The 21,936-nt window shown below is 57.1% G+C and carries 21 protein-coding genes and 1 tRNA gene; 16 read left to right on the top strand and 6 right to left on the bottom strand.

Annotated elements, in window-relative coordinates; translation table 11 throughout:
- Window positions 1-3: 3 nt before the first annotated feature.
- From ACR0KC_RS16430 to rplT, 3 genes are all read left to right on the top strand, one after another.
- Window positions 4-1,554, top strand: coding sequence for an alanine/glycine:cation symporter family protein (locus ACR0KC_RS16430; RefSeq protein WP_170423587.1), 1,551 nt, complete (start codon window positions 4-6; stop codon window positions 1,552-1,554).
- Between the two features lie 182 nt (window positions 1,555-1,736).
- Window positions 1,737-1,937, top strand: coding sequence for a 50S ribosomal protein L35 (gene rpmI, locus ACR0KC_RS16435; RefSeq protein WP_010443552.1), 201 nt, complete (start codon window positions 1,737-1,739; stop codon window positions 1,935-1,937).
- A gap of 14 nt (window positions 1,938-1,951) precedes the next feature.
- Window positions 1,952-2,317: a 50S ribosomal protein L20 gene (gene rplT / locus ACR0KC_RS16440; RefSeq protein WP_008756009.1), complete on the top strand. Its 366-nt coding sequence runs from the start codon at window positions 1,952-1,954 to the stop codon at window positions 2,315-2,317.
- Window positions 2,318-2,648: 331 nt separating this feature from the next.
- Here the strand turns inward: rplT and ACR0KC_RS16445 are convergent.
- A tRNA-Ser gene (locus tag ACR0KC_RS16445) sits at window positions 2,649-2,738 on the bottom strand.
- A gap of 304 nt (window positions 2,739-3,042) precedes the next feature.
- Here ACR0KC_RS16445 and ACR0KC_RS16450 point away from each other — a divergent pair.
- Both ACR0KC_RS16450 and ACR0KC_RS16455 read left to right on the top strand, forming a co-directional pair.
- Window positions 3,043-3,999, top strand: coding sequence for a FecR family protein (locus ACR0KC_RS16450; protein WP_480771998.1), 957 nt, complete (start codon window positions 3,043-3,045; stop codon window positions 3,997-3,999).
- Window positions 4,000-4,161: 162 nt separating this feature from the next.
- Window positions 4,162-6,282: a CHASE2 domain-containing protein gene (locus ACR0KC_RS16455; RefSeq protein WP_480707049.1), complete on the top strand. Its 2,121-nt coding sequence runs from the start codon at window positions 4,162-4,164 to the stop codon at window positions 6,280-6,282.
- 220 nt (window positions 6,283-6,502) lie between these two features.
- Here the strand turns inward: ACR0KC_RS16455 and hemC are convergent, their stop codons facing one another.
- Entirely contained in the window at window positions 6,503-7,459 is a 957-nt protein-coding gene (hemC, locus tag ACR0KC_RS16460) for a hydroxymethylbilane synthase (protein ID WP_480707051.1), read from the bottom strand.
- A gap of 107 nt (window positions 7,460-7,566) precedes the next feature.
- Here hemC and hemE point away from each other — a divergent pair, with 107 nt between their 5' ends.
- Window positions 7,567-8,601 carry a uroporphyrinogen decarboxylase gene (hemE, locus tag ACR0KC_RS16465; RefSeq protein ID WP_480771999.1) on the top strand — a complete coding sequence of 345 codons (1,035 nt, stop codon included), beginning with the start codon at window positions 7,567-7,569 and terminating at the stop codon, window positions 8,599-8,601.
- 58 nt (window positions 8,602-8,659) lie between these two features.
- On the opposite strand, the gene ACR0KC_RS16470 is transcribed toward hemE, so the two are convergent.
- Window positions 8,660-9,754 (bottom strand): CaiB/BaiF CoA transferase family protein, encoded by a 1,095-nt coding sequence (locus tag ACR0KC_RS16470; RefSeq protein ID WP_480772000.1) that lies wholly within the window; start codon window positions 9,752-9,754, stop codon window positions 8,660-8,662.
- A gap of 155 nt (window positions 9,755-9,909) precedes the next feature.
- Between ACR0KC_RS16470 and ACR0KC_RS16475 the strand changes: the two genes are divergently transcribed.
- The 7 genes from ACR0KC_RS16475 to uvrC all read left to right on the top strand — a co-directional run bounded on the left by ACR0KC_RS16475 (window position 9,910) and on the right by uvrC (window position 17,203).
- Window positions 9,910-10,425 (top strand): SRPBCC family protein, encoded by a 516-nt coding sequence (locus ACR0KC_RS16475; RefSeq protein ID WP_170395597.1) that lies wholly within the window; start codon window positions 9,910-9,912, stop codon window positions 10,423-10,425.
- Window positions 10,426-10,516: 91 nt separating this feature from the next.
- Entirely contained in the window at window positions 10,517-11,446 is a 930-nt protein-coding gene (locus ACR0KC_RS16480) for an ABC transporter ATP-binding protein (protein ID WP_480707054.1), read from the top strand.
- Entirely contained in the window at window positions 11,443-12,204 is a 762-nt protein-coding gene (locus ACR0KC_RS16485; protein ID WP_170395601.1) for an ABC transporter permease, read from the top strand. Before ACR0KC_RS16480 ends, ACR0KC_RS16485 begins: the two co-directional genes overlap by 4 nt.
- Before the next feature lie 104 nt (window positions 12,205-12,308).
- The gene (locus ACR0KC_RS16490; protein ID WP_170395603.1) at window positions 12,309-13,106 is read left to right on the top strand and encodes a S49 family peptidase; all 798 of its coding nucleotides are present in this window, start codon (window positions 12,309-12,311) and stop codon (window positions 13,104-13,106) included.
- A gap of 168 nt (window positions 13,107-13,274) precedes the next feature.
- Entirely contained in the window at window positions 13,275-14,237 is a 963-nt protein-coding gene (locus tag ACR0KC_RS16495; protein WP_170395605.1) for a calcium/sodium antiporter, read from the top strand.
- 21 nt (window positions 14,238-14,258) lie between these two features.
- The gene (locus tag ACR0KC_RS16500; RefSeq protein ID WP_480707057.1) at window positions 14,259-15,038 is read left to right on the top strand and encodes an SDR family oxidoreductase; all 780 of its coding nucleotides are present in this window, start codon (window positions 14,259-14,261) and stop codon (window positions 15,036-15,038) included.
- A 290-nt stretch (window positions 15,039-15,328) separates the two neighbouring features.
- Window positions 15,329-17,203, top strand: coding sequence for an excinuclease ABC subunit UvrC (uvrC, locus tag ACR0KC_RS16505; RefSeq protein ID WP_480707058.1), 1,875 nt, complete (start codon window positions 15,329-15,331; stop codon window positions 17,201-17,203).
- Here uvrC and ACR0KC_RS16510 read toward each other — a convergent pair.
- Window positions 17,200-18,084: a DMT family transporter gene (locus ACR0KC_RS16510; protein WP_480707059.1), complete on the bottom strand. Its 885-nt coding sequence runs from the start codon at window positions 18,082-18,084 to the stop codon at window positions 17,200-17,202. The two genes, uvrC and ACR0KC_RS16510, sit on opposite strands and share 4 nt — an antisense overlap.
- A 190-nt stretch (window positions 18,085-18,274) precedes the next feature.
- Here ACR0KC_RS16510 and pgsA point away from each other — a divergent pair, with 190 nt between their 5' ends.
- Genes pgsA through ACR0KC_RS16525 form a run of 3 tightly spaced genes read left to right on the top strand, consistent with a single transcriptional unit; the run spans window position 18,275 to window position 19,637 of the window.
- Complete coding sequence (gene pgsA, locus ACR0KC_RS16515) at window positions 18,275-18,943, top strand: CDP-diacylglycerol--glycerol-3-phosphate 3-phosphatidyltransferase (RefSeq protein WP_170395613.1); 669 nt, start codon at window positions 18,275-18,277, stop codon at window positions 18,941-18,943.
- A gap of 3 nt (window positions 18,944-18,946) precedes the next feature.
- Entirely contained in the window at window positions 18,947-19,192 is a 246-nt protein-coding gene (gene moaD, locus ACR0KC_RS16520; protein ID WP_170395615.1) for a molybdopterin converting factor subunit 1, read from the top strand.
- 1 nt (window position 19,193) lies between these two features.
- Complete coding sequence (locus ACR0KC_RS16525; RefSeq protein ID WP_170566171.1) at window positions 19,194-19,637, top strand: molybdopterin synthase catalytic subunit; 444 nt, start codon at window positions 19,194-19,196, stop codon at window positions 19,635-19,637.
- Between the two features lie 5 nt (window positions 19,638-19,642).
- Here ACR0KC_RS16525 and ACR0KC_RS16530 read toward each other — a convergent pair whose 3' ends face one another.
- Entirely contained in the window at window positions 19,643-19,963 is a 321-nt protein-coding gene (locus ACR0KC_RS16530; protein ID WP_170395619.1) for a hypothetical protein, read from the bottom strand.
- 1 nt (window position 19,964) lies between these two features.
- Window positions 19,965-21,887: an OmpA family protein gene (locus tag ACR0KC_RS16535; protein ID WP_480707062.1), complete on the bottom strand. Its 1,923-nt coding sequence runs from the start codon at window positions 21,885-21,887 to the stop codon at window positions 19,965-19,967.
- Window positions 21,888-21,936: the final 49 nt, after the last annotated feature.

Consider the following 21,936-nt stretch of genomic DNA (forward strand, 5'->3'; position numbering starts at 1 on the left):
ATGATGAATATTCAGAACAAACTGAGTCTGGCAGCACTTGCCGCTCTGGTTGCGAGCCCCGCTGCCGCACAGGAGGCGGTCGGGTTGGACGATAAAATTAACCAGGCCTTCGCTGATTTCACAGGTCCTTTCGTCAGCTTTATCTTTGCTCCGTTTCCAGGCACCGGCTTCCCATGGATCGTGGGTTGGTTGGTGGTCGCGGCGACCGTCTTCACGCTTTACTTTGCCTTCGTGCAACTGCGTTTCTTCAGCCACGCGATCAGCCTTGTGAAAGGTGACTATTCTGACCCCAATGATGCGGGTGAGGTCAGCCACTTTCAGGCGCTGGCCACAGCTCTGTCTGGCACGGTCGGCCTCGGTAATATCGCCGGTGTGGCGGTGGCCGTCGGTATCGGTGGACCCGGTGCAACTTTCTGGATGATTGTCGCGGGCCTTCTGGGTATGGCGTCGAAATTCACCGAATGTACGCTGGGCGTGAAATACCGCAACGAATATGACGACGGGACCGTTTCGGGTGGTCCGATGTATTACATGTCCAAAGGGTTCAACGAATTGGGCCTGCCGGGCGGTAAAATCCTGGCCGTTCTGTTCTCGATCTTCTGTATACTTGGTGCGCTGGGTGGGGGCAATATGTTCCAGGCCAATCAGGCACACCAGCAAATCGCAGGCATCGTCGGAGATTACCCGGGCTGGATCACTGGCCTGGTCTTTGCAGGCATCGTCTTTGCAGTGATCGTGGGCGGCCTGAAATCCATCGCGCGCGTGACTGAGAAAGTCGTTCCTTTCATGGGCGTGATGTATGTGGCCGCGGCGCTGGTGATCATCCTGATGAACGCGGATCAGATCGGTTGGGCCTTTGGCCAGATCTTCGCAGGAGCCTTCACCGGTCTTGGTGTTGCTGGCGGTATGGTCGGCGCATTGATCCAGGGCTTCCGGCGTGCGGCGTTCTCGAACGAAGCGGGCGTTGGTTCTGCGGCGATTGCCCACTCGGCGGTTCGCACCAAAGAACCGATCACCGAGGGCTTTGTGTCTCTGCTGGAGCCGTTCATTGATACGGTTGTGATCTGTACCATGACCGCGTTGGTGATCATCATCACGCAGCAGCTGATCGTCGATCCGGAGACCGGAAACTATATGCTGAACGAAGCCGGTAATGCCATCGCAACGGTTGACGGAAACTCGGGCGTCAGCCTGACTTCAGCCGCCTTTGGCAGCGCGTTCAGTTGGTTCCCTTACGTTTTGGCAATCGCAGTAGTTCTGTTCGCCTTCTCGACCATGATCAGCTGGTCCTACTACGGCCTCAAGGCCTGGACCTACCTGTTTGGTGAGGGTCACACCAAGGAACTGGTGTTCAAGGTCATCTTCTGCATCTTCGTAGTCATCGGTGCAGCGGCTAACCTTGGCCCCGTTATCGACTTCTCGGATGCGGCGATCTTTGCCATGGCGGTTGTGAACGTCTTCGCGCTCTACTTCCTGATGAAAGTGGTACGTCAGGAACTGGCATCTTATGCAGAGCGTTTGAAGAGTGGTGAAATCCGCAAATTCGAACATTAATCCAAACCACCGGGGCGGCGCGTGTCGCCCCGGTGCCTAGCCAGCCTGCAAAAAGCGCAGATTCTGGCCCAAACCCCCTTGCCAGTATGATCGAACTTGCGTAAACGGCGCTTCTGATCGCGTGACCGGCCGAGATGGCATGCCGAGTCGCGTCTGAAACCGAACCCCGAAAGGAGACGGAAATGCCTAAGATGAAGACAAAGTCGAGCGCCAAAAAGCGCTTTAAGGTGACTGCGACCGGTAAGGTCCTTGCTGGCCAGGCCGGCAAACGGCACGGCATGATCAAGCGGACCAAGAAATTCATCCGCGACGCCCGTGGCAACACCACCCTGTCCGCCCCCGACGCCAAGATCGTCAAGGGCTACATGCCCTACGACCGCTAAGAGGAGATTAAGAGATGTCCCGCGTTAAAGGTGGAACCGTAACTCACGCCCGTCACAAGAAGGTCATCAAGGCTGCCAAAGGTTACTATGGCCGCCGCAAGAGCACCTTCAAGGTTGCCCGTCAGGCCGTAGACAAGGCCAACCAGTACGCAACCCGCGATCGCAAGAACCGCAAGCGCAACTTCCGCGCACTGTGGATCCAGCGTATCAACGCCGCTGTCCGTTCGCATGACGAGGCACTGACATATTCCCGCTTCATTAACGGCCTGAACTTGGCCGGTATCGAAGTGGACCGCAAAGTTCTGGCCGACTTGGCAGTGCACGAACCGGAAGCGTTCGGCGCGATCGTCGCCAAAGCACAGGCCGCGCTGGCTGCCTGAACCTCTTTCGAGAGACAGTGAATGAAAGGCCGTCCCAGTTGGGACGGCCTTTTTTTGAATCCGTAACGGGTGTCGATTGCGCCAGGTTGCCAAATTGAGCTCTCTAGGGCGATGAAGATAAATATCTCACCGCCTCCAACATCCTGGGCTGAATTGTACTGCAGACAACGCAACAAGCTCCTGCATCAGGGTGCAATGGTTGATGCGACCGATCCAATCCGCCTTGAGAAATGGTAGTGTGCAACGCCCGTGAAATGTCGTGAATTCAGTGGGATGATTTTATGAGATCGTTCAGACCATGGCGGGCATCGCAGGTGATTCCCGGTATGGGTGGCGGAGACGAAGGGATTCGAACCCTCGAGACGGTTTCCCGCCTACTCCCTTAGCAGGGGAGCGCCTTCGACCACTCGGCCACGTCTCCGCTGGCCGGTATATCCTTGCCTGTCATCCAGATACAAGGCGATTTTCTATGTCTGGAAAATTTTTCTGAATACCGATGATCAAACCCACAAGAAGGAGCGCTGGGGCTACCGGAAGCAGGGGTGCGAAACCCCCGAAATGCTGAAAAACATGCAAAACCTTGCCAACTCCACCTGTTCTGGCGCATATTTGTCTAGTTTTAAGGCTCTAATAACTATTCAGATTTAGCTTTCTGAGGCGACAGATATCGGGCGTGGGGTGTTTGGCACCCTGGTAGGTACCTTTTGGGGGAAGGGGACTTGGGTTTGGTCTGGTTGAAATTGTTTTGTGTTTTCTTGGTTCTAGCGACGCTGCCTGCGTCGGCCATCGCATCAATCGGAAAAGTGCTCAGTGCTAAACCGGGCGCGGATATTATCCGGGCCGGTAAAAAGATACGCTTGCGTGAAGGGATGGATGTTGTTTCAGGCGATACTATTTCGACCGACAGATCAGGCGTGGTTCAATTGGTGTTCGTAGATGAAACCAAGATTGCGGTTGGTCCGAACGCTCGAATGATCCTGGATGTCTCGATGCTGCGAGGCAATAGGAAGGCAAAAAACTTCACCGTGCAGGCGCTGGGCGGCAGTTTCCGTTTCATTTCGGGCAAAAGCAGAAAGCGCGCTTATTCGATCAAAACGCCCGATGCCACCATGGCCGTGCGGGGAACGACATTTGATATGTGGATTACATCCGGCAGCCAAAGCGCGATGCTGGTTATCGAGGGCACCGTTCAGATGTGCGGCCGACGCGGGTCGTGCCGGTCGGCAAGCCGACAGTGCAGTCTCTTTGCGACCGGTTCGGGCGGTCAGGTGGGGCGCCCGATAGATAAGGAGCAGTATGACAAAGCGCTAAAAGGTGGTTTCCCCTTCATACGCTCGCAAACGCAACTGCTGCCACCGTTTCGGGTGAGTGCAGAAGGGTGTTCGGGCAGACAGGCTCAGGCCCCAAAGATTGAATCTGAAAGGCCAGAGCGGCGCGAAGCGCGGCGGCAAACGGAACAAGGTCGTTCTGAGGTGTCGGCGGCCCGCGAAAGCGGGCGATCCGAAGCGCCAGACCGGGCCTCTGCCAGCGCCGAAGGGCGTTCCGGGACATCAGCGCGCGCAGGTGTAAGCGCCTCGGGTGAAACGAGAACATCCGTAAACGCATCCAGTGGAGATAGCGGTGGATCGGGTGTCAGGGCAACGGCGACGGCAGGTAACGCTTCAGCGATAGCTGGTTGGTAGCATCAGGTTACATATATTTTCATGTTCCCCTGCGCCTGGAAGGTGAACGTGGTGGGTAAGATAAGAGACAAAATTGGGCATCGATTAGTATTCAGGCTTGTAGGCTTGGGGCTGATCTTGATGGGCTGCTTCATTAGGGTCGCGGATCCGTATCCCGTTCAAATGTCCAGATTGATTTACTTCGATATCCTGCAGCGGATTTCACCACGGGCCTACAACCCGGATCTGCCGGTCCGCGTGGTGGATATTGATGAAAGGTCTCTGGCAGAATGGGGCCAATGGCCTTGGCCTCGTACCCTGTTGGGTCAGATGGTCGAACGATTGGGCGAATACGGTGCCGCTGCGATTGCCTTTGATATGCTGTTTGCCGAGCCCGACCGATACTCTCCGATGCGATTGTTGCAAGACCCGACCTTGTCCGGACTACTGCAGGTGGATCAGGCCGCGATCGATCTGGACAATGACGTCAGATTTGGGGACGAAATTGCGAGATGGCCAGTGGTTCTGGGTGTGGCAGCCCGGCAAACCGATAGCGGTTCGGCCATTGTACCGAAGGCGGGGTTAGTTGAAATCGGAGAGAACCCCGCAGCTGGCCTTGTCAGCGTTGCCCACTGGACCTCTCTGGCGCCGCCATTGGGGGAAGAAGCGGCCGGGATCGGGGGTGTTAATGTTTCGCCCCAAGGAAGTTTGGGTGTGGTGCGACGGGTCCCTGTGCTTTGGTCCGGGCCCAACGGTGTATTACCTGCGCTTGGGGTTGAAGCCCTGCGGGTGGCCATGGGCGAATCCGTTTATTTTGCCGAAGGATCGCAGGACGAGATCGGCATCATGCTTGAGGTTGGTCTGGGTGATTTTGTGCTGCCGACCACCGAGAATGGCGAGATCTGGGTGCGTTACAGACGGGACAATCCTGGCCTGTATCTGTCGGCCGATGATGTCATGCGCAGCGGTAGTGATCCAACGCTTCAGTCAGAGATAGAAGGACGGATCATCCTGGTCGGCACCTCTGCGGCGGGCCTGTTCGATATGCGCGAAACGGCACTGGGTGAATCTGTTCCCGGTGTTTCGATCCACGCCCAGATTATCGAACAGATCATCCTTGGCGATGTGCTGAGCAGATCGGATGTTACCTCTGCACTTGAGCTGCTGGCGTTCGTGATCCTGGGCGTCGTTGTCACAGTGGTCATGTCCAACTATGGGGCGGTCGCTTCTTTTGCTGCAGGCGGTGTTGCCGCATCGGCCGTAATTGCCATCAGTTGGTTGGCGTTCCAGAACCAGTCGGTTCTGTTTGATGCGACCTTCCCTTTGGCCGGAGGTATGGCCAATTTCGGGCTTCTGGCCGGGTACCTCTTTGTTTCGACCGAGCGGGAGAAGCGGGTGATCCGCCAGACTTTCTCGCATTATGTCGCACCGGAAATCCTCGATGAGATGGAGGCCAATGGGCATCAACTGCAATTGGGAGGTGAATCTCAGGAGATCACGGTGATGTTTTCGGACATTCGGGGCTTCACGCCATTGTCCGAGTCTGTATCAGCCACCGATCTGGTGGCCCTGCTGAATGCGCTGTTCTCAGAGATCGGGGATCAGATTCTGGTCGAGCGTGGAACGATCGACAAGTTCATCGGCGATGCGGTTATGGCTTTTTGGAATGCACCGCTGCCCGTGGATGACCACCCGTGCCGCGCTGCCTTGGCCGCGCTGAAGATGCGCGGCGCGCTAGATAAGTTCAACACTTTGCCCATCATGCGCGGGCGTCCTCCCATCGCACTGGCGACAGGCTGCGCAACCGGAGCCGCCTGCGTCGGCAATATCGGCTCGCGGCGCCGGTTCAATTACACAGTAATCGGAGATGTGGTGAATGTGGCAGCGCGGATCGAACAAAACTGCCGACATGTGGATTATGATATTCTAGTCTCAGACTCTATTCGCCGTGTCACCAATTCTGATCTTGCGCTGCTAGAGGCGGGCTTCGTGGATTTGAAAGGTAAAAGCGAGCCAGAGCCTGTTTATGTACTGGTCGGAGATCGGGAAGTTGCAGGCAGTGCATCGTTTCAAAAGCTGCAGACCGCACACATAGGTCTACTAGAGGCGATACGCGCACGGGAGTCACAGACCGTAGTCGCTGGATTGTGCAAGGAATGTGCCAAGCATGCGATGGCGGTTGAGCCAGGTTTGGCATCATTCTATCGCGCGCTACCGGGGCGCATGGCGGATTTCCGATCAGAGGTGCTTCATGCGCGGCCGGTGTTTAGTCATCATCATGGTCTGCGCGAAGGTGCAGAGTAAGTACTTCGCCATATGCTTTGGAAAAGAGAACGGGGCGCTGTTGAAAATCAACTGCGCCCCGCCGGAAGTATCAATCTCGCCCCCTCGAATACCATCTAAAACAACACGGGCTAAAACTTTCGATATATTCGAGATCGACCTTCTGTCCCTATATTTAACGAATTCGGCAGGGTAGACAGTGAAGAAGTTCACATTACCCTGAAATTGTTTAAATTTTTTCTTAACGCCAGTCGAAAAACCCTGGTCCGGCCTGTTTCAACAGAGAGGCGGCCATTGTCTGACCCAGTTTTGCGCCGTCTTCGAGCGCCCCGGTGGCCTCTTCGCTGATCGCCTCGGAACCGTCCGGGCGCAGAACTTCTCCACGCAGATGCAGTTGGCCATCTTGGACTTGTGCCAGACCGGCGATCGGTGTTTCGCATGAGCCATCCAGCCCGGCCAGCAGGCTGCGTTCAGCCGCAAGGCGTTGGCTTGTTTCAACATGATGAATCGCTGCCAGCATCTCGGCGGTGCGGCTATCGTCGCTGCGCCGTTCAATGCCGATGGTGCCCTGCGCAATGGCAGGTAGCATGTCATCAGGCGATATAGCAGTCGCGGGGACGTCTTTCATATCCAAGCGGCGCAATCCGGCCATGGCCAGGAAGGTACAATCGGCCACGCCATCTGCCAGCTTCTTCAGGCGAGTCTGCACATTGCCGCGAAACTCGACCACTTTCAGATCGGGCCGCCGATTCAGCAACTGCGCCCGGCGGCGCAACGATGAAGTCCCGACAACTGCGCCCTCTGGCAGATCGTGAATCGAACTCAGAGTCGGCGAGATAAACGCATCGCGCACATCCTCGCGCGGCAGGAATGTATCCAGCACCAGCCCGTCAGGCTGTTCGACGGGCATGTCCTTGGTCGAATGTACGGCGATGTCGATCTCACCTTTCAGCATCGCCTCTTCGATTTCCTTGGTGAACAGACCCTTGTTGCCAATCTCTTTCAGCGGCCGGTCCGCGTCGATCATGGCGCGGTTGTCACCGGTGGTCTTGATTACCACGATCTCAAACGCGTCCTCAGGCAGGTCGAAAGCGGCGCCAAGTCTCTGACGGGTTTCATAGGCCTGCGCCAGCGCCAGCGGAGATCCACGGGTGCCGATTTTCAGAGGCGATGCGGGGGTAGGCAATATCAGACTCATGTGCACAGCTTTAGTCGCGTCACATTGCCCTGACAATGGGGGCAGAGCTTGACAAATTGCCACTGAAGGCCGACGCGTTGCACCAAACCGGAACACTGGGGGCACGAATGGCCGAGACAAAGAAATTGCTACGGGCGCTGGCGGGGGAAGTGCAGGATGTGCCGCCGATCTGGATGATGCGACAGGCCGGGAGGTATTTGCCTGAATATCGTGCAACGCGCGCACAGGCCGGAGATTTCCTGTCTCTTTGCTATAACCCCGAGCTTGCCGCCGAAGTCACCCTTCAGCCCATTCGCCGCTACGGCTTTGATGCCGCGATCCTGTTTGCTGATATCCTGCTTGTGCCGCAGGCGCTGGGTGCGGATTTGTGGTTTGTCACCGGCGAAGGTCCTCGCCTTTCGACAATTACACGGGAGTCGGAGTTTGATGCGCTGAAGCCGGTTGATGCAATTCATGAGACGCTCTCTCCGGTGTATGAAACCGTGCGTATTCTTTCGCGTGAGCTTCCTTCTGAGACAGCTCTGATCGGATTTGCAGGCGCGCCCTGGACAGTGGCTACCTACATGATCGCCGGACGGGGCACCCCGGATCAGGGGCCAGCCCATGCGCTGCGCGAAGAAAACACTGCGCTGTTCGAGGCGCTGTTGGATCGGATCACGGCCGCGACAATTGAATACCTGTCTGCCCAAATCGAGGCAGGGGCCGAGGTTGTCAAAATATTTGATAGTTGGGCGGGATCATTGAAGGGCGAAGCGTTTCAGAAATACGCCGTAGAACCCTGTCGCGAGATTACTGCTGCCATAAAGGCCCGCCATCCGGGCATTCCCGTCATCGGTTTCCCACGCGAAGCGGATCAGGGTTACATCGGTTTCGCCAAGGCCACCGATGTGGATTGTGTCGCGCTGGACAATTCTGTGTCGCCCGAATGGGCTGCTGCGAATGTGCAAGTCGATGGGTGTGTGCAGGGCAATCTGGCTTCATCGCATATGGTGACAGGCGGGCAAGCGCTTGTCGATGAGACGCGGCGGATTGTCGAAGCCTTCTCAAAAGGACCGCATATCTTCAATTTGGGTCATGGTATTACGCCAGATGCGGACCCTGAGAACGTTCAATTGATGATCGATACGGTGCGCGAGCGGTAAGCCTGGCGAGGGGGGCAGCCCCCTCTTGGCCTGCGGCCAATTCACCCCCGAGGTATTTTTAGCCAGATGAAGCGGGAGGAAGTTCGTTCAAAATCTCATTTGTATGCTCTCCGCGTTTGGGGCTGGGCCGCGGTTGCCAGTTGTAGGTTGAGAATCTAGGAGCGGCTGCGGCTTGACGTGTTTCGTCGTGGTCGATCCATGTTTGGCGAGCCGAATTCATAGGGTGATCCCGTGCTTCTTGTGGACTTAGGACCGGCGCAACGCAGGCGTCCGTGCCTTGAAACAGCGCCGCCCATTCGTCGCGCGGCTTCTCGGCAAAGATTTTGCTCAACCGCTTCGTCAGGTTGGGCCACGTCGCATGGTTATATTGCTGAGCGAATTCCGCGTCATCGCTGAGCCCGAGGATGTCCAGGAAGTGAGCATAGAATTTTGGCTCCAGACATTGAACTGAGATGAAGCCGCCATCTGCGCAGGCGTAGGTTCGGCTCCAATGCGGTCCGTCAAGCAGGCTTTGACCCCGGGTGTCGGACAGGTTGCCGGTTTGGCGCAGGCTCATCAGCAAATTCATCATGTGTGCCGAGCCATCGTAGATGGCGGCGTCCACCACCGTGCCTTTGCCTGTGCTCCGGGCATTCAGAAGCCCGGCGAGCAGACCTGCAACCAGATACATCGCACCACCGCCGATATCCCCGACTAGTGTTGCGGGCGTCAAAGGCGGTTGGCCGGGCGGCGACGCGTAGGATAAAGCCCCTGAAAGGGCGATATAGTTGAGATCATGGCCCGCTGTCTCAGAAAGTGGGCTATGCTGCCCCCAGCCTGTCATTCGGCCATAGACCAGCTTTGGGTTCAGGTGATGACAGTCTTCCGGCCCCAGCCCCAGTTTTTCCATCACGCCGGGGCGAAAACCCTCGATCAGCGCATCAGCCGTTGCGATCAGCCGTTTTGCAACGCTAAGATCCAGAGGGTCTTTGAGGTCCAGCGCAATTGATCGTTTGCCGCGATCCAGCAGCGAACGTTCAGGCATACCCGGAGTGACGGCGGACCCTTTGCGATGGATGGTGATGATATCGGCGCCCATATCCGCCAGCAGCATGGCCGCGAAGGGGGCTGGGCCCAGCCCTTCGATTTCGATGATGCGTATGCCGTGCAGCATGTCTTCCTCCTGCGGCGCAGGGTTTCTGTTGGGCGGAACGAATGCAAGCGAAGAATCCCGATCCAGTGCCTTGGTTTGAGCAAACTGGTTGCCTGCATCGATGTTTCAGGGCTAGGTCTTTGTGGTCTGCCGTAGGATTAAAAAGAGGTTGAGAGATGCAGTTAAGCGATACCCGTGAAATTCAGGCGCCGCCTGCCGCCGTTTACGCTGCGTTGCTGGACCCTGAAGTATTAAAAGCCTGCATCAGCGGCGCGCAGGAGATTACCGGTGATCCAACCGAGGGGTATAATGCGACCGTGGTGCAAAAGGTTGGCCCTGTGAAGGCGACTTTCAAAGGCACAGTGACCATGTCCGACATGATTGAGCCCGAACGCCTGACCATCGCAGGTGAGGGCAAGGGGGGCGCTGCAGGCTTTGCCAAGGGAAGCGCAGATGTAACCTTCGCGCCCAGCGAGGCTGGTGGCACCCTTCTGACCTACGAGGTCGAGGCTAAGGTGGGTGGCAAACTGGCTCAGCTGGGCAGCCGCCTGATTGATGGGTTTGCCAAGAAGATGGCCGATCAGTTCTTCGCCAATCTTCAAGAATATTTCGAAGGTCCGCCACCGCAAGAAGACGCTGCCGAAGAAGAGACCAAGTCAGGCTGGCTAGGTCGCCTGACGGGACGAGACTGAACCCTGCGCACACGCGCATGGCACTGTGCGGAATTGGACTGTTCGACGATGGTCCGTCACGATAGGTTGCGGGGTCAGAACGAGGTTACGCATGACGACCATATTGTCGATCCGGGATTTGCGGAAGTCTTATGCCGATGGGTTTGAGGCGCTGAAAGGTGTGTCTCTGGACATTGAAGAAGGTGAGATTCTAGCGCTGTTGGGCCCCAATGGGGCGGGTAAAACAACGCTGATCTCGACTGTGTGCGGTATTACCACGCCGACTTCGGGCTCGGTCACCGTAGGTGGCCATGACATCCAGACCGAGTATCGCGCAGCCCGCAAGATGATTGGGCTGGTGCCGCAGGAAATCGCGCTGGAACCGTTCGAGAAGGTCTGGAACACTGTCCGCTTTTCGCGCGGGCTGTTCGGTCATAGCGGAGACAACGCTAGGATCGAGGAAATCCTGCGCAAGCTGTCCCTATGGGACAAACGCCGTAACGCAATCAAGGAACTATCCGGAGGCATGAAGCGACGTGTGCTGATCGCGAAAGCCTTGGCGCATGAGCCAAGGGTGCTGTTTCTGGATGAACCCACCGCCGGCGTAGATGTCGAGCTACGTAAGGACATGTGGGAGATCGTGGCCGAATTGAAGCAGGCTGGTGTCACCATCATCCTGACCACTCACTACATCGAGGAAGCCGAGGCAATCGCCGACCGTGTGGGTGTCATCGACAAGGGTGAGCTTTTGCTCGTGCAGGACAAAGACACATTGATGGCGCAGATGGGCAAAAAGCAGATTGAGGTCATGTTGACCGAGCCTATTTTATCGGTTCCCGACGTTCTGTCCGATCATCAACTGACGCTCAACGGTGCAGGCGATGCGCTGATCTATACTTACGACACCAATGCCGAGCGCACGGGCATCACCACTCTTCTCAATGATGTTGCACAGGCCGGTCTAATGCTGCGTGATGTGCAGACGCGGCAATCGAGCCTTGAAGAGATTTTCGTCAACCTCGTGTCCGGAGAACCCGCATGAACTGGTCCGCTATTACTGCCATCTACCGGTTTGAAATGGCCCGGTTCTTTCGCACACTGGCGCAGAGTTTTCTGTCGCCGGTCCTGTCGACCTCGCTTTATTTCGTGGTGTTTGGCACTGCCATCGGCAGTCGCATTCAAGAGATTGAAGGCGTGTCCTACGGGGCCTTCATTGTGCCGGGTCTTATCATGTTGTCCGTAGTGATGCTGTCAATCTCGAACGCGTCCTTTGGCATCTACTTTCCCAAATTCTTGGGTACGATTTATGAGTTGCTTTCAGCCCCCATCAATTTCATCGAGATTGTGATTGGTTATGTGGGCGCGGCCGCAACTAAGGCACTGTTTGTAGGTCTTGTCATTCTGGCCACTGCGACGTTCTTTGTGGACATTCGCATTGAACACCCGTTTGCCATGGCGGCTTTCCTGATCTTGTCTTGCCTCAGTTTCTCGCTGCTGGGGTTTATCGTGGGCATTTGGGCCGGAAATTTTGAGCAAATGTCGCTTGTCCCCCAGCTTGTTGTGACGCCCCTGATTTTTCTGGGTGGGACGTTTTACTCGATCTCGATGCTACCTCCGCTTTGGCAGACGATCACTCTGTTCAACCCTGTGGTTTATCTGATTTCCGGGTTCCGCTGGTCATTCTATGGTATCGCAGATGTCCCGATATTTTGGAGCCTTCTGGCCATACTAGCCTTCACCGGAATATGCCTCGCGATCATTGGCTGGATCTTCAAAACCGGTTGGCGCATCCGCAGCTAGGGCGTTGCATTTTTGCCCATCAGGTGTGTGAAATTGGTTCACGTCGCGTTTATGGCGCTTCGGGTCTCTTGTTTACGGCTCCGGCGCGCTCTACATCGGCTTCCATGAAACTCAGCCTGCCCTTCATGAAAAAGCCGCCACTTGTGGCCGTTGTTCGCCTGTCCGGTGCCATTGGAATGGCCGGGCGAGGGTCGATGAACGCGACCGCTCTGGCACCGGTGTTGGAGAAAGCCTTTCGCAAGGGCAAGCCCGCTGCGGTCGCGCTGGAGATCAATTCGCCGGGCGGCTCCCCCGTTCAAAGCTCATTAATCGGTGCGCGTATCCAACGGCTGGCGGAAGAGCTTAAGATCCCTGTCTACGCCTTCGTCGAAGACGTGGCGGCTTCGGGTGGATATTGGTTGGCGGTTTCAGCGGATGAGATTTGGGCCGATGACAGTTCGGTTCTGGGGTCGATCGGCGTGATATCGTCGGGATTTGGCGCGCATGTTTTTCTGGCACGTCAGGGCTTTGAACGGCGCGTACATACTGCGGGTCAGTCGAAATCAATGCTCGACCCGTTTGCTCCGGAAAAGAAAGAAGACATTGCACGGCTCAAAGTGCTGCTGGGCGATATCCACGAGAATTTCATAACCCATGTGAAATCTCGCCGGGACGGCAAGCTGGACAGCAGCGCTGATCTGTTCAACGGCGAGGTCTGGCTGGCCCGTCGCGCGCAACAGCTGGGCCTGATCGATGGTATTGCCCATCTGAAGCCCAAGATGCAGGAGAAGTTTGGCGACAAAGTCAGGTTCCGCCGCTATGGCCTGCGCAAACCGATCTGGTCGCGCTTCGGCGCGACGCTGGCGCAGGATGCCATAGCCGGGTTTGAGGAGCGCGCTGCCTACGCGCGTTTCGGGTTGTAGAGTGATCATCAAAGCAGTCACCTTGTTCCTGATCGCCATGGGCGTTCTGGCGATGTTCGGCAAGCTACGCTTTCCTGGACAGAAACGATTGAGTTCTGCGAAATGTCCGCGTTGTGGGCGGTTTAGGATCGGCAAAGGCCCGTGTCCTTGCGAAGAAGGAGGCCGTGGATGACGGCATGGCTGTTCTCCGGCCTCGGGCTGCTGATCCTGTTGTTGGCAGGCGATGCGCTGGTGCGAGGGGCCGTGAACCTCAGCCTGCGGTTGGGGGTTCCCGCCCTGATCGTCAGCCTGACAATAGTTGCCTTTGGAACTTCGGCCCCTGAGCTGCTGATTGCAATCAGCGCCATCAAGGAAAACGCGCCGGGCATTGCTTTGGGTAACGTGGTGGGCTCGAATACAGCGAATATCTTGCTGGTTCTGGGATTGCCCGCGCTTCTGGCGACCTTGCACACAAGTGAGTGCGACAGCCGCAAGAACTACATCTTCATGCTTCTGGCGTCGGTGTTATTTATCGGGTTGGCTTTTTGCGGGGTCTTTAATCTGCTCAGCGGGGCAATTTTGCTGGCTGCGTTGGCTCTGATCCTCGGCAACGCGTTTCGCGAAGCACATGCGCACCGTAAAGCCTGTGGTGAAGCTTGTGCCGATGAGGACGAGCTTGAGGGTCTTGAGGAAGCAGATCCTGACATGCCTTATTGGAAGGTGGCGATCTACCTGATCCTCGGCTTGATCGGACTGCCAATGGGTGCGCATCTGCTGGTCGAAAATGCGACCGTCATTGCCCGGAACTATGGTGTGAGCGAAACAGTGATCGGCCTTACGCTGATCGCGGTGGGTACGTCCCTGCCGGAACTGTCGACAACCGTCATGGCTGCCCTGAGGCGACAAGCGGATGTGGCACTGGGTAACGTCATCGGATCGAACATGTTCAATCTGCTGGCCATTGTCGGCATTACGACCTTGTTTGGGCGTATTCCCGTCGATCCTGAATTCCTGCGTTTCGATCTGTGGGTGATGCTCGGCGCGTCGCTCTTGTTGGTTCCTTTTGTATTCTTCAAGAAAGATATCACACGCGTCTGGGGCCTGATCTTGACAGCGCTCTATGTGATCTATGTTGCAAGCCTGTTAGCCTGACCTGACGAGGAGAATGAGCCCATGACCCGAGCATTGGTGACCGGTGCCGGTAAACGCCTTGGTCGTGCCATGGCGCTGTATTTGGCGCAGCGCGGAATGAATGTCGCTGTGCACTATTCCAGTTCGGATCAGGCCGCGCGTGAAACGGTTGATGAGGTTCAGGCGCTGGGCCGAAGGTCAGTTGCGCTGCAGGCCGATCTGCTTGATGAGGGGCAAGTCAGCTCATTGCTGCCGCGTGCAGCTGAGGCGCTGGGTGGTCCGATCACCTGTCTGGTCAACAATGCATCGATATTTGAGTATGACAATATCCACACAGCTACCCGCCAAAGCTGGGATCGGCATCTCGACAGCAATCTGCGCGCACCATTCGTACTGACCCAAGCCATGGCCGAGCAGGGGTTGCAGTCGGAGCTTGATGATCAGGGAGAGCCTCTAGCGATTGGGCTGATCGTGAACATGGTGGATATGCGGGTGCGTAAACTGACGCCTGAGTTCATGTCATACACGATTGCCAAGATGGGGTTGTGGGCCTTGACCCGGACTGCAGCGCAGGCTCTGACACCCGCAATCCGTGTGAACGCGATCGGCCCCGGTCCAACGCTGCAGGGTCATCGCCAAAGTGATGCTCATTTTAGCGCTCAGCGGCAGAACACGATTCTGGAGCGCGGCGCGAACCCGTCGGATATTACTGCTGCGCTGGGATACTTTCTGGATGCACATGCCGTTACGGGGCAGCTTCTTTGCGTCGATGGTGGGCAACATTTGGGTTGGCAAACACCCGATGTTCTTGGTGTAGAATAAGTAAATCTGCTGCAAGTTTTGCACCGCTCTCATCTCTGTTACTCGAGCGTTACAAAAATGTCTTAATTTTCATACACTTGTCTCAGATCAACAAATTTATCTTTTAAAAACAACACCATAATTTCCTGCCTATTTTTTGTGCAGATCAACGAATAGGCAAGGATTCAAGGGAAAATCACGATGCCCCTAAAGTTATCTGCACAGTTATCCACAGAAGTCGTGGATTTGTTTTCTCTTGATCTGAAGCGCACAAGATTGCAGCCATGGTCAGAGAATCATATCTCAGACTCATGACCGCCAGCACCGATCCCGAATCGTCGACCCAAGCCACCGGCTATGCCTGCATTCAGCGTTATGCGAAAACGCTGGACAGCTCGCCGGGTGTGTATCGGATGTTGGATGGGGACAGCCGAGTTCTTTACGTAGGTAAAGCGCGAAACCTGAAGGCGAGGGTATCGAACTACACCCGCCCGGGACATTCGGGTCGGATCGAGAAAATGATCGCCGCAACTGCCTCGATGATGTTTCTGACCACTCGGACCGAGACCGAGGCGCTGCTGCTGGAACAGAACCTGATCAAGCAGCTCAAGCCCAAATACAACGTATTGTTGCGGGATGACAAAAGCTTCCCGAATATTCTGGTCGCCAAGGATCATGCCTTTCCGCAGATCAAAAAGCACCGAGGGGCGAAGAAAGAAAAGGGGGCTTATTTTGGCCCCTTCGCCAGTGCAGGCGCGGTGAACAGGACGCTGAACCAGCTGCAAAAGGCGTTCCTGCTGCGGAACTGTTCGGATTCCATGTTCGATAGCCGGACCCGGCCGTGCCTGCTCTATCAGATCAAGCGATGTTCTGGGCCGTGCGTCGGACTGATCTCGGAAGCCGATTATCGTGAAAGCGTTAAGGATGCCGAAAGGTTCCTGTCAGGCCGATCTACCAAAGTGCAGGAAGATCTCGCCGCGCAGATGATGGCTGCCTCCGAGGCGATGGAGTTCGAACGAGCCGCCGGTTTGCGCGACCGTATCCGGGCGCTGACGCAGGTGCAGACGTCTCAGGGCATCAATCCGCGCGGCGTGGCCGAGGCTGACGTCATTGGCCTCTATATGGACAGCGGTCAAGCCTGCGTTCAGGTGTTTTTCATCCGGGCCAACCAGAACTGGGGTAACCGCGATTTCTATCCGCGCGTCGGCCCGGATGTGTCACAGGCTGAGGCGATGGAAGCGTTCCTGGGCCAGTTCTATGACAACAAGGAACCACCCCGGCAGTTGATCCTGTCTGATGCAATCGAGAATGCCGATCTGATGCAGGAGGCATTGTCGGAAAAAGCTGGACGCAAGGTGGAAATCCTGGTGCCCCAGCGCGGTGAAAAGCAGGAACTGATCGCCGGTGCCTTGCGCAACGCACGTGAATCGCTGGCCCGGCGGATGTCGGAAAGTGCCACGCAGGCCAAATTGCTACGCGGTGTGGCCGAGGCCTTTGATCTGGACGCGCCACCGAACCGGATCGAAGTTTATGACAACTCTCACATTCAAGGCACCAATGCCGTGGGTGGCATGATCGTCGCGGGCCCAGAGGGGTTCATGAAAAACGCCTATCGCAAGTTCAACATCCGCGGCGATGATCTAACCCCCGGCGATGACTTCGGCATGATGAAAGAGGTCCTGACCCGCCGTTTTACGCGCCTGCAAAAGGAAGATCCGGATCGGGACAAAGGGCATTGGCCCGATCTGCTGCTGATCGACGGTGGCGCGGGGCAGGTGGGCGCCGTACATGAGATCATGGCCCAGCATGGGGTCGAGGACATCCCGATGGTCGGTGTTGCCAAGGGTGTTGATCGAGATCACGGCAAGGAAGAGTTCCACCGCATCGGGCAGCGCCCTTTTGCGCTGAAACGCAACGATCCCGTATTGTACTTTATCCAGCGCTTGAGGGATGAGGCGCATCGCTTTGCCATCGGCACCCATCGCGCGAAACGCGCCAAGGCGGTTGGTGCAACGCCACTGGACGAAATCCCCGGCGTCGGGGCCGCGCGCAAACGCGCCCTGCTGACTCATTTCGGCAGCGCCAAAGCGGTGAGCCGAGCCAATTTGGCGGATCTTAAAGCCGTCGAGGGGATTTCAGCCGGGTTGGCGCAGAAGGTCTATGACTTCTTCCATGACAAGGGCTAGGCCTTTCGCCCCCGCCAAAGGATATAGAGGCCCGACGCCACGATGAGGCCGCAGCCAATCCACATGGTCTGATCCAATCGCTCGCCAAACATCACCACGCCCAAGCCGATACCGAACAACAGCCGCGAATAGCGAAACGGCGTCACAGATGAGACCTCGCCGGTGCGCATCGCCTTCATCAGCGCGGCATAGGCCATGACCCCCATCACAATCGCCCCGCCCATGTGCAGGCTGACATTAGGCGTCAGAGTTTGCAGCGGTGTTCCTTCCCAGAATCGATAAGCCAAACCCGCGACAATGATGCAGAGGAAGCCATAGAACCCCAGAACCTCAGTGCCCAGTGTTGCGGGCGCGGCGCGGCTGGCCAGATCGCGCCCCGCAAAGCCGAGCATCCCCAGCACGGCAAGGATTGACAGGGCCGAGAAGCTGTCTCCGGTCGGTTGGATGATGATCACAACGCCAACAAGACCGATAAAAATGGCGCTCCATCGCCGCCAGCCGACGGATTCTCCAAAGAACAACGCGGCCCCTGCGACGACAACCAGTGGTGTGGCCTGAAGGATCACCGTAGCCGAGGACAGTGGCGTCAAAGCGATCGCCAATACATAGAAAAGCCGTCCAAGGATCTCGAAGACCACACGTACCTTCATCGGGCGCGACAGCACGTCGGGTTGGAACAGACGCGTGCTACGTACTGTGGCAACCGCGGCATAGATCACTGCACCACCAGCACCGAAAAGAACAAGCACTTGCCAGATCGGGATCGACGCCGAAGCCGCCTTAAGCAGCGCATCCTCCAGCGCGAACAGTGCCATTGCGGCGACCATCCAGGCGCTGCCGATCAGATTTGACCGGGGATCGGTTTGAATATGCGGTGTCATGTCAGCTCTGGGGTGTTGTCTGGTTGGCCAGCCGACAATCTGACGCCAAAGCAATCAAGTGCCAAGATGAAACCTGTAATGTGACCACCGCTGCGACGCTTTGACTTTTAAGACAGCAAACGCTTGTGTTGGGTCAGTTTTTTAAGCCCCTGTCTTTTCTGTCTTGAACCGGCGATGTAGGGTCCAAGCCATGAAATGGAACCTGCCGAATATTCTGACTGTACTGCGCCTAGTGGCGGCCCCCGGTCTCGCCGTGATGTTTCTGTATTTCACCCGTCCCTATGCGGATTGGTTTGCTTTGATCCTGTTCCTGTCAGCGGCGATCACCGATTGGTTCGACGGGTATCTGGCGCGCGCCTGGAAACAGGAAACGAAGATTGGCGCCATGCTGGATCCCATTGCCGACAAGGCAATGGTGGTAATCGCGCTGATGATATTGGTGGGCTATTCGACTGAACACTGGACACCATGGCTGGTCCTGCCCGCGACAGTGATCCTGTTTCGCGAAGTCTTTGTCTCAGGCTTGCGAGAGTATCTGGGCGATGTGGCCGGAACCCTGAAGGTCACCAAGCTAGCCAAGTGGAAAACGACGGCACAGATGGTAGCGATCGCGATCCTGTTCTCGCAGGGGATATTCGAGCACCATTTTGTGATGGCCACGTTTGGCATGGATGCGACAACCATTGACCAGGTTCTGGCAGGGCAGGTCGAGGACCTGAACAACATCCGCTGGCATCTTGAGGCCATGTTCTGGTCAGGTCGTATCGGGTTATGGCTGCTCTGGATTGCCGCGACGCTGACATTGATCACAGGCTATGACTACCTACGTAAAGCCATGCCCCACCTGAAGGAGAGCTAACCGATGAACGTGCTGTATTTCGCCTGGGTGCGCGAACGCATCGGCCTGCCGAAAGAGAAGATTGAAACCGAGGCAGCAACAGTCAGCGATTTGGTCGCGGAACTGAGCGCGCGTGAGGATCGCTATGCTGCTGCCTTTGCTGATCTGTCGGCCCTGCGCGTGGCGCTGGACCAAGAGCTTTCGGATTTTGACGCCCCGCTGACCGGTGTGCGCGAGGTTGCGTTCTTTCCGCCCATGACGGGTGGCTAGAATGCGGATCGTCGTGCAGGAGGCTCCGTTCGATCTGGGGGCCGAAGCCAACGCTTTTGCCGCCGGGGACGATACCAACGGGGCCATCGTGACCTTCACAGGCGTTGTGCGCGATCTGGCTTCGGGCGATCTGGATGTGATGGAGATCGAGCACTATCCTGGCATGACCGAACGCGCCCTAACCAAGATCGCGGAAGAGGCGCAAGCCCGTTGGTCACTGGGCAACGTTCTGGTGATCCACCGCCACGGAAGGCTTGCCCCGGGTGACCGTATCATGATGGTCGCCACCGCCGCACCGCACCGCAAAGATGCGTTTGAGGCGGCGGAATATCTGATGGATTACCTTAAGTCTCGCGCGCCATTCTGGAAGAAGGAAATCACCACGTCCGGAGCAGAATGGGTGACTGCCAAGGACGAGGATGAAGACGCGCTGACCCGCTGGTAGGGTGCCTAGTCTGCGTTGTTGATCCGCCCGCGCATCTCTTCGGCTTCCTGCCGCGCCGCGCGCAGCCCTTCCATTGCGGCATTCAACTCGGCTTCGGTTTGAGTCAGCTGGTTGGTCAGCTCTGCCTCGCGCTGCTGAAGATATGTGATTGCCTGATCGCGTGTTTCTTCGGCCTCGTGCAGTTCCTGACTCATGCGGTCAAGATCGGCCACGTCGCTTTGGCGAACACGGGACAGCCGATGGGCCAGCCAGTTGGCGAACCAACCCATGCAGAAAGCTGCGAACAGGATGATGGCTGTGGCGATGATGAATTCTGTTCTGTTCAACTTACTGGTCCTCTGAGCCTGCATCCGGTGCGTCGGTTTCAGGTGTCTCGATTTCGGCCTCAGATTCGGCCTCGGCTTCCATCGCCTCAAGCCCGGTCAGGGTGTTGGCCACGGGTTCAGGACGGATCAGGCGAAACTCGATGCGGCGGTTCTCTTCGCGGCCTTCTTCGGTTTCGTTATCGGCGATGGGCTGCGTCTCGCCATACCCGACCGCAGAAAAGCTTGAGGTCGGCACGCGCCGTCCGCGCAATTCGTTCAGGATCGACTGCGCGCGCGACTGGCTGAGCTGCTGGTTCATCTCTTCACGGCCCTGACTGTCGGTATGGCCCTGAATCTCCAACCGGATGGGGCCACATTCACGCAGGATGTCCGCGATCTGGTTCAGGGCATCGCGCGAGTCTGCTGCGACGGTGGCTGATCCCGGTTCGAACGCAATTTTTCTGGCGGCCTGAACCTCGGCCAGCTGCTCTTCGCAGACCTCAGGGTCGGGCGGCGCGTCGGCGGGTGCGGGCGGCTCCTGATAGGTGATTGACAGGGTGTAATCCTGCGCCTCGCCCAGCTTGTCCGATAGCATGCCGGCGATCCGGGCCTTGGCGTCGGGATCATGGCTGATGCCCGACAGTGCTACATTGTCCGGCGTAACGGTCAGGGCGCCATTGTGCAGTTGCGACAGTGCCTCCAGCCCGGCCAAGACGCGTATGGGCCAATCCGCGGGCAGGTCCGGTGCAATCCGGGTGGCTGTGTGCACCTGCAATGATCCAAAGGCGGCACGTGCAAAGCTGTCGGTCATTTCACGCAGCGTTTCGTCACTCAGACGGCCACGCAGTTGAACCAAACCCTCAGGGCTACGTGTTGCGACGAATTCAATAGGCCCAGTCGGGTCATCCGGTTCGGGTTCGGGAAGAACTGCATGCAAGGCGAAAACCTCGGGCAGCGTATTTTCGAGCTCTCCCACGATGCGGTCGAACTCCAAAGGGTTTGTCCCTTGTGTGGCAACTAGAGTGATATCTGCATCCGACAGAGTAACTGAACCCTGACCAAGTTCAGATAGCGCACGAATGCTGAGCTGCGCTGCATTCGCCCAACGCGGAGACGGTACGCCTAGCCCAATGGTGCAGGAATAGGGGCCGGTTAATCCGGCCTCTTGTGCTGCAGCGACGATGATGTCGCGCGCAACTTCATCCTGGGCCGAGCACGCATCAAACTGCCCGCCATCTTCATCAATCAAATAGCGCAGCGTGAATGGTGTGATTACCGGGCGAGGTGCCGAAATCGAAAGGCCGATTCGCAGACCAGGTGGCGCGGCGCGGCTCAGGTCTTGTTCCAGCTGGTCTTTCTCTTGCTGGCTATCGGCAATGGCCGTGATACGCACCAACCCTGGGCTGGCAGATATCTTGGCCCGTGGCAAATCCGAGAGCGCTTCGATCGCATAGTCGATTGCCTGATCCCAACCGTCTGGCTTGGGATAGTCGGCACTTTCCATCAGGTCCGAAACTGACGCGTCCCGATCAAGGCGTTGCAGCCTGTCTACCAGATCGTCGCGATCCAGAGCCGCAGGTACTAGCCCGATAATCGAAATTCCACTGTCATTGCGCAGGATCTCGGTAGAAAAGCGGGGCGGTGTCAGATCGGCGGTGGGAGCAACCCCCATCTCGTCAATGACGCGCGAGGTGTCGACCTCGGTGCCCGCAGCGATCAGGGCGTTGAATCGGGTCGCCTCAGTCGGGGCCGTGCCGGTCAGAACGACACGCAGGCCGTCGGATTCGACTTCGGCCCAATCATGCCCCTGCAAGTTCAAGGCCTTTCGCACGGCCAGTTCCGAGGCGTCTTCGATCTTGCTGACCGCAAATCCAGCGACCACCAGCGATAGCACGGCGGACACCGCGAAAATCAACGCAACAGCTAGGGCGTAAGGCAGACGCATGGGCGAAATCGAGACTCCTCGGGCGGTTGGTTCCGGGACTCATACAGAG

The sequence above is a fragment of the Ruegeria sp. CF3 genome, from assembly GCF_056537365.1.

Bases quoted from the DNA above. Each gene is read 5' to 3' on its own strand.
- ACR0KC_RS16455 (WP_480707049.1), top strand. From the start codon at position 4,162: ATGTCCAGATTGATTTACTTCGATATCCTGCAGCGGATTTCACCACGG.
- ACR0KC_RS16490 (WP_170395603.1), top strand. From the start codon at position 12,309: ATGAAACTCAGCCTGCCCTTCATGAAAAAGCCGCCACTTGTGGCCGTT.
- ACR0KC_RS16535 (WP_480707062.1), bottom strand. From the start codon at position 21,887: ATGCGTCTGCCTTACGCCCTAGCTGTTGCGTTGATTTTCGCGGTGTCC.
- hemE (WP_480771999.1), top strand. From the start codon at position 7,567: ATGGCCGAGACAAAGAAATTGCTACGGGCGCTGGCGGGGGAAGTGCAG.
- ACR0KC_RS16495 (WP_170395605.1), top strand. From the start codon at position 13,275: ATGACGGCATGGCTGTTCTCCGGCCTCGGGCTGCTGATCCTGTTGTTG.
- rplT (WP_008756009.1), top strand. From the start codon at position 1,952: ATGTCCCGCGTTAAAGGTGGAACCGTAACTCACGCCCGTCACAAGAAG.
- ACR0KC_RS16500 (WP_480707057.1), top strand. From the start codon at position 14,259: ATGACCCGAGCATTGGTGACCGGTGCCGGTAAACGCCTTGGTCGTGCC.
- ACR0KC_RS16480 (WP_480707054.1), top strand. From the start codon at position 10,517: ATGACGACCATATTGTCGATCCGGGATTTGCGGAAGTCTTATGCCGAT.
- ACR0KC_RS16430 (WP_170423587.1), top strand. From the start codon at position 4: ATGAATATTCAGAACAAACTGAGTCTGGCAGCACTTGCCGCTCTGGTT.
- uvrC (WP_480707058.1), top strand. From the start codon at position 15,329: ATGACCGCCAGCACCGATCCCGAATCGTCGACCCAAGCCACCGGCTAT.
- ACR0KC_RS16510 (WP_480707059.1), bottom strand. From the start codon at position 18,084: ATGACACCGCATATTCAAACCGATCCCCGGTCAAATCTGATCGGCAGC.
- rpmI (WP_010443552.1), top strand. From the start codon at position 1,737: ATGCCTAAGATGAAGACAAAGTCGAGCGCCAAAAAGCGCTTTAAGGTG.
- moaD (WP_170395615.1), top strand. From the start codon at position 18,947: ATGAACGTGCTGTATTTCGCCTGGGTGCGCGAACGCATCGGCCTGCCG.
- hemC (WP_480707051.1), bottom strand. From the start codon at position 7,459: ATGAGTCTGATATTGCCTACCCCCGCATCGCCTCTGAAAATCGGCACC.
- pgsA (WP_170395613.1), top strand. From the start codon at position 18,275: ATGAAATGGAACCTGCCGAATATTCTGACTGTACTGCGCCTAGTGGCG.
- ACR0KC_RS16485 (WP_170395601.1), top strand. From the start codon at position 11,443: ATGAACTGGTCCGCTATTACTGCCATCTACCGGTTTGAAATGGCCCGG.
- ACR0KC_RS16475 (WP_170395597.1), top strand. From the start codon at position 9,910: ATGCAGTTAAGCGATACCCGTGAAATTCAGGCGCCGCCTGCCGCCGTT.
- ACR0KC_RS16470 (WP_480772000.1), bottom strand. From the start codon at position 9,754: ATGCTGCACGGCATACGCATCATCGAAATCGAAGGGCTGGGCCCAGCC.
- ACR0KC_RS16525 (WP_170566171.1), top strand. From the start codon at position 19,194: ATGCGGATCGTCGTGCAGGAGGCTCCGTTCGATCTGGGGGCCGAAGCC.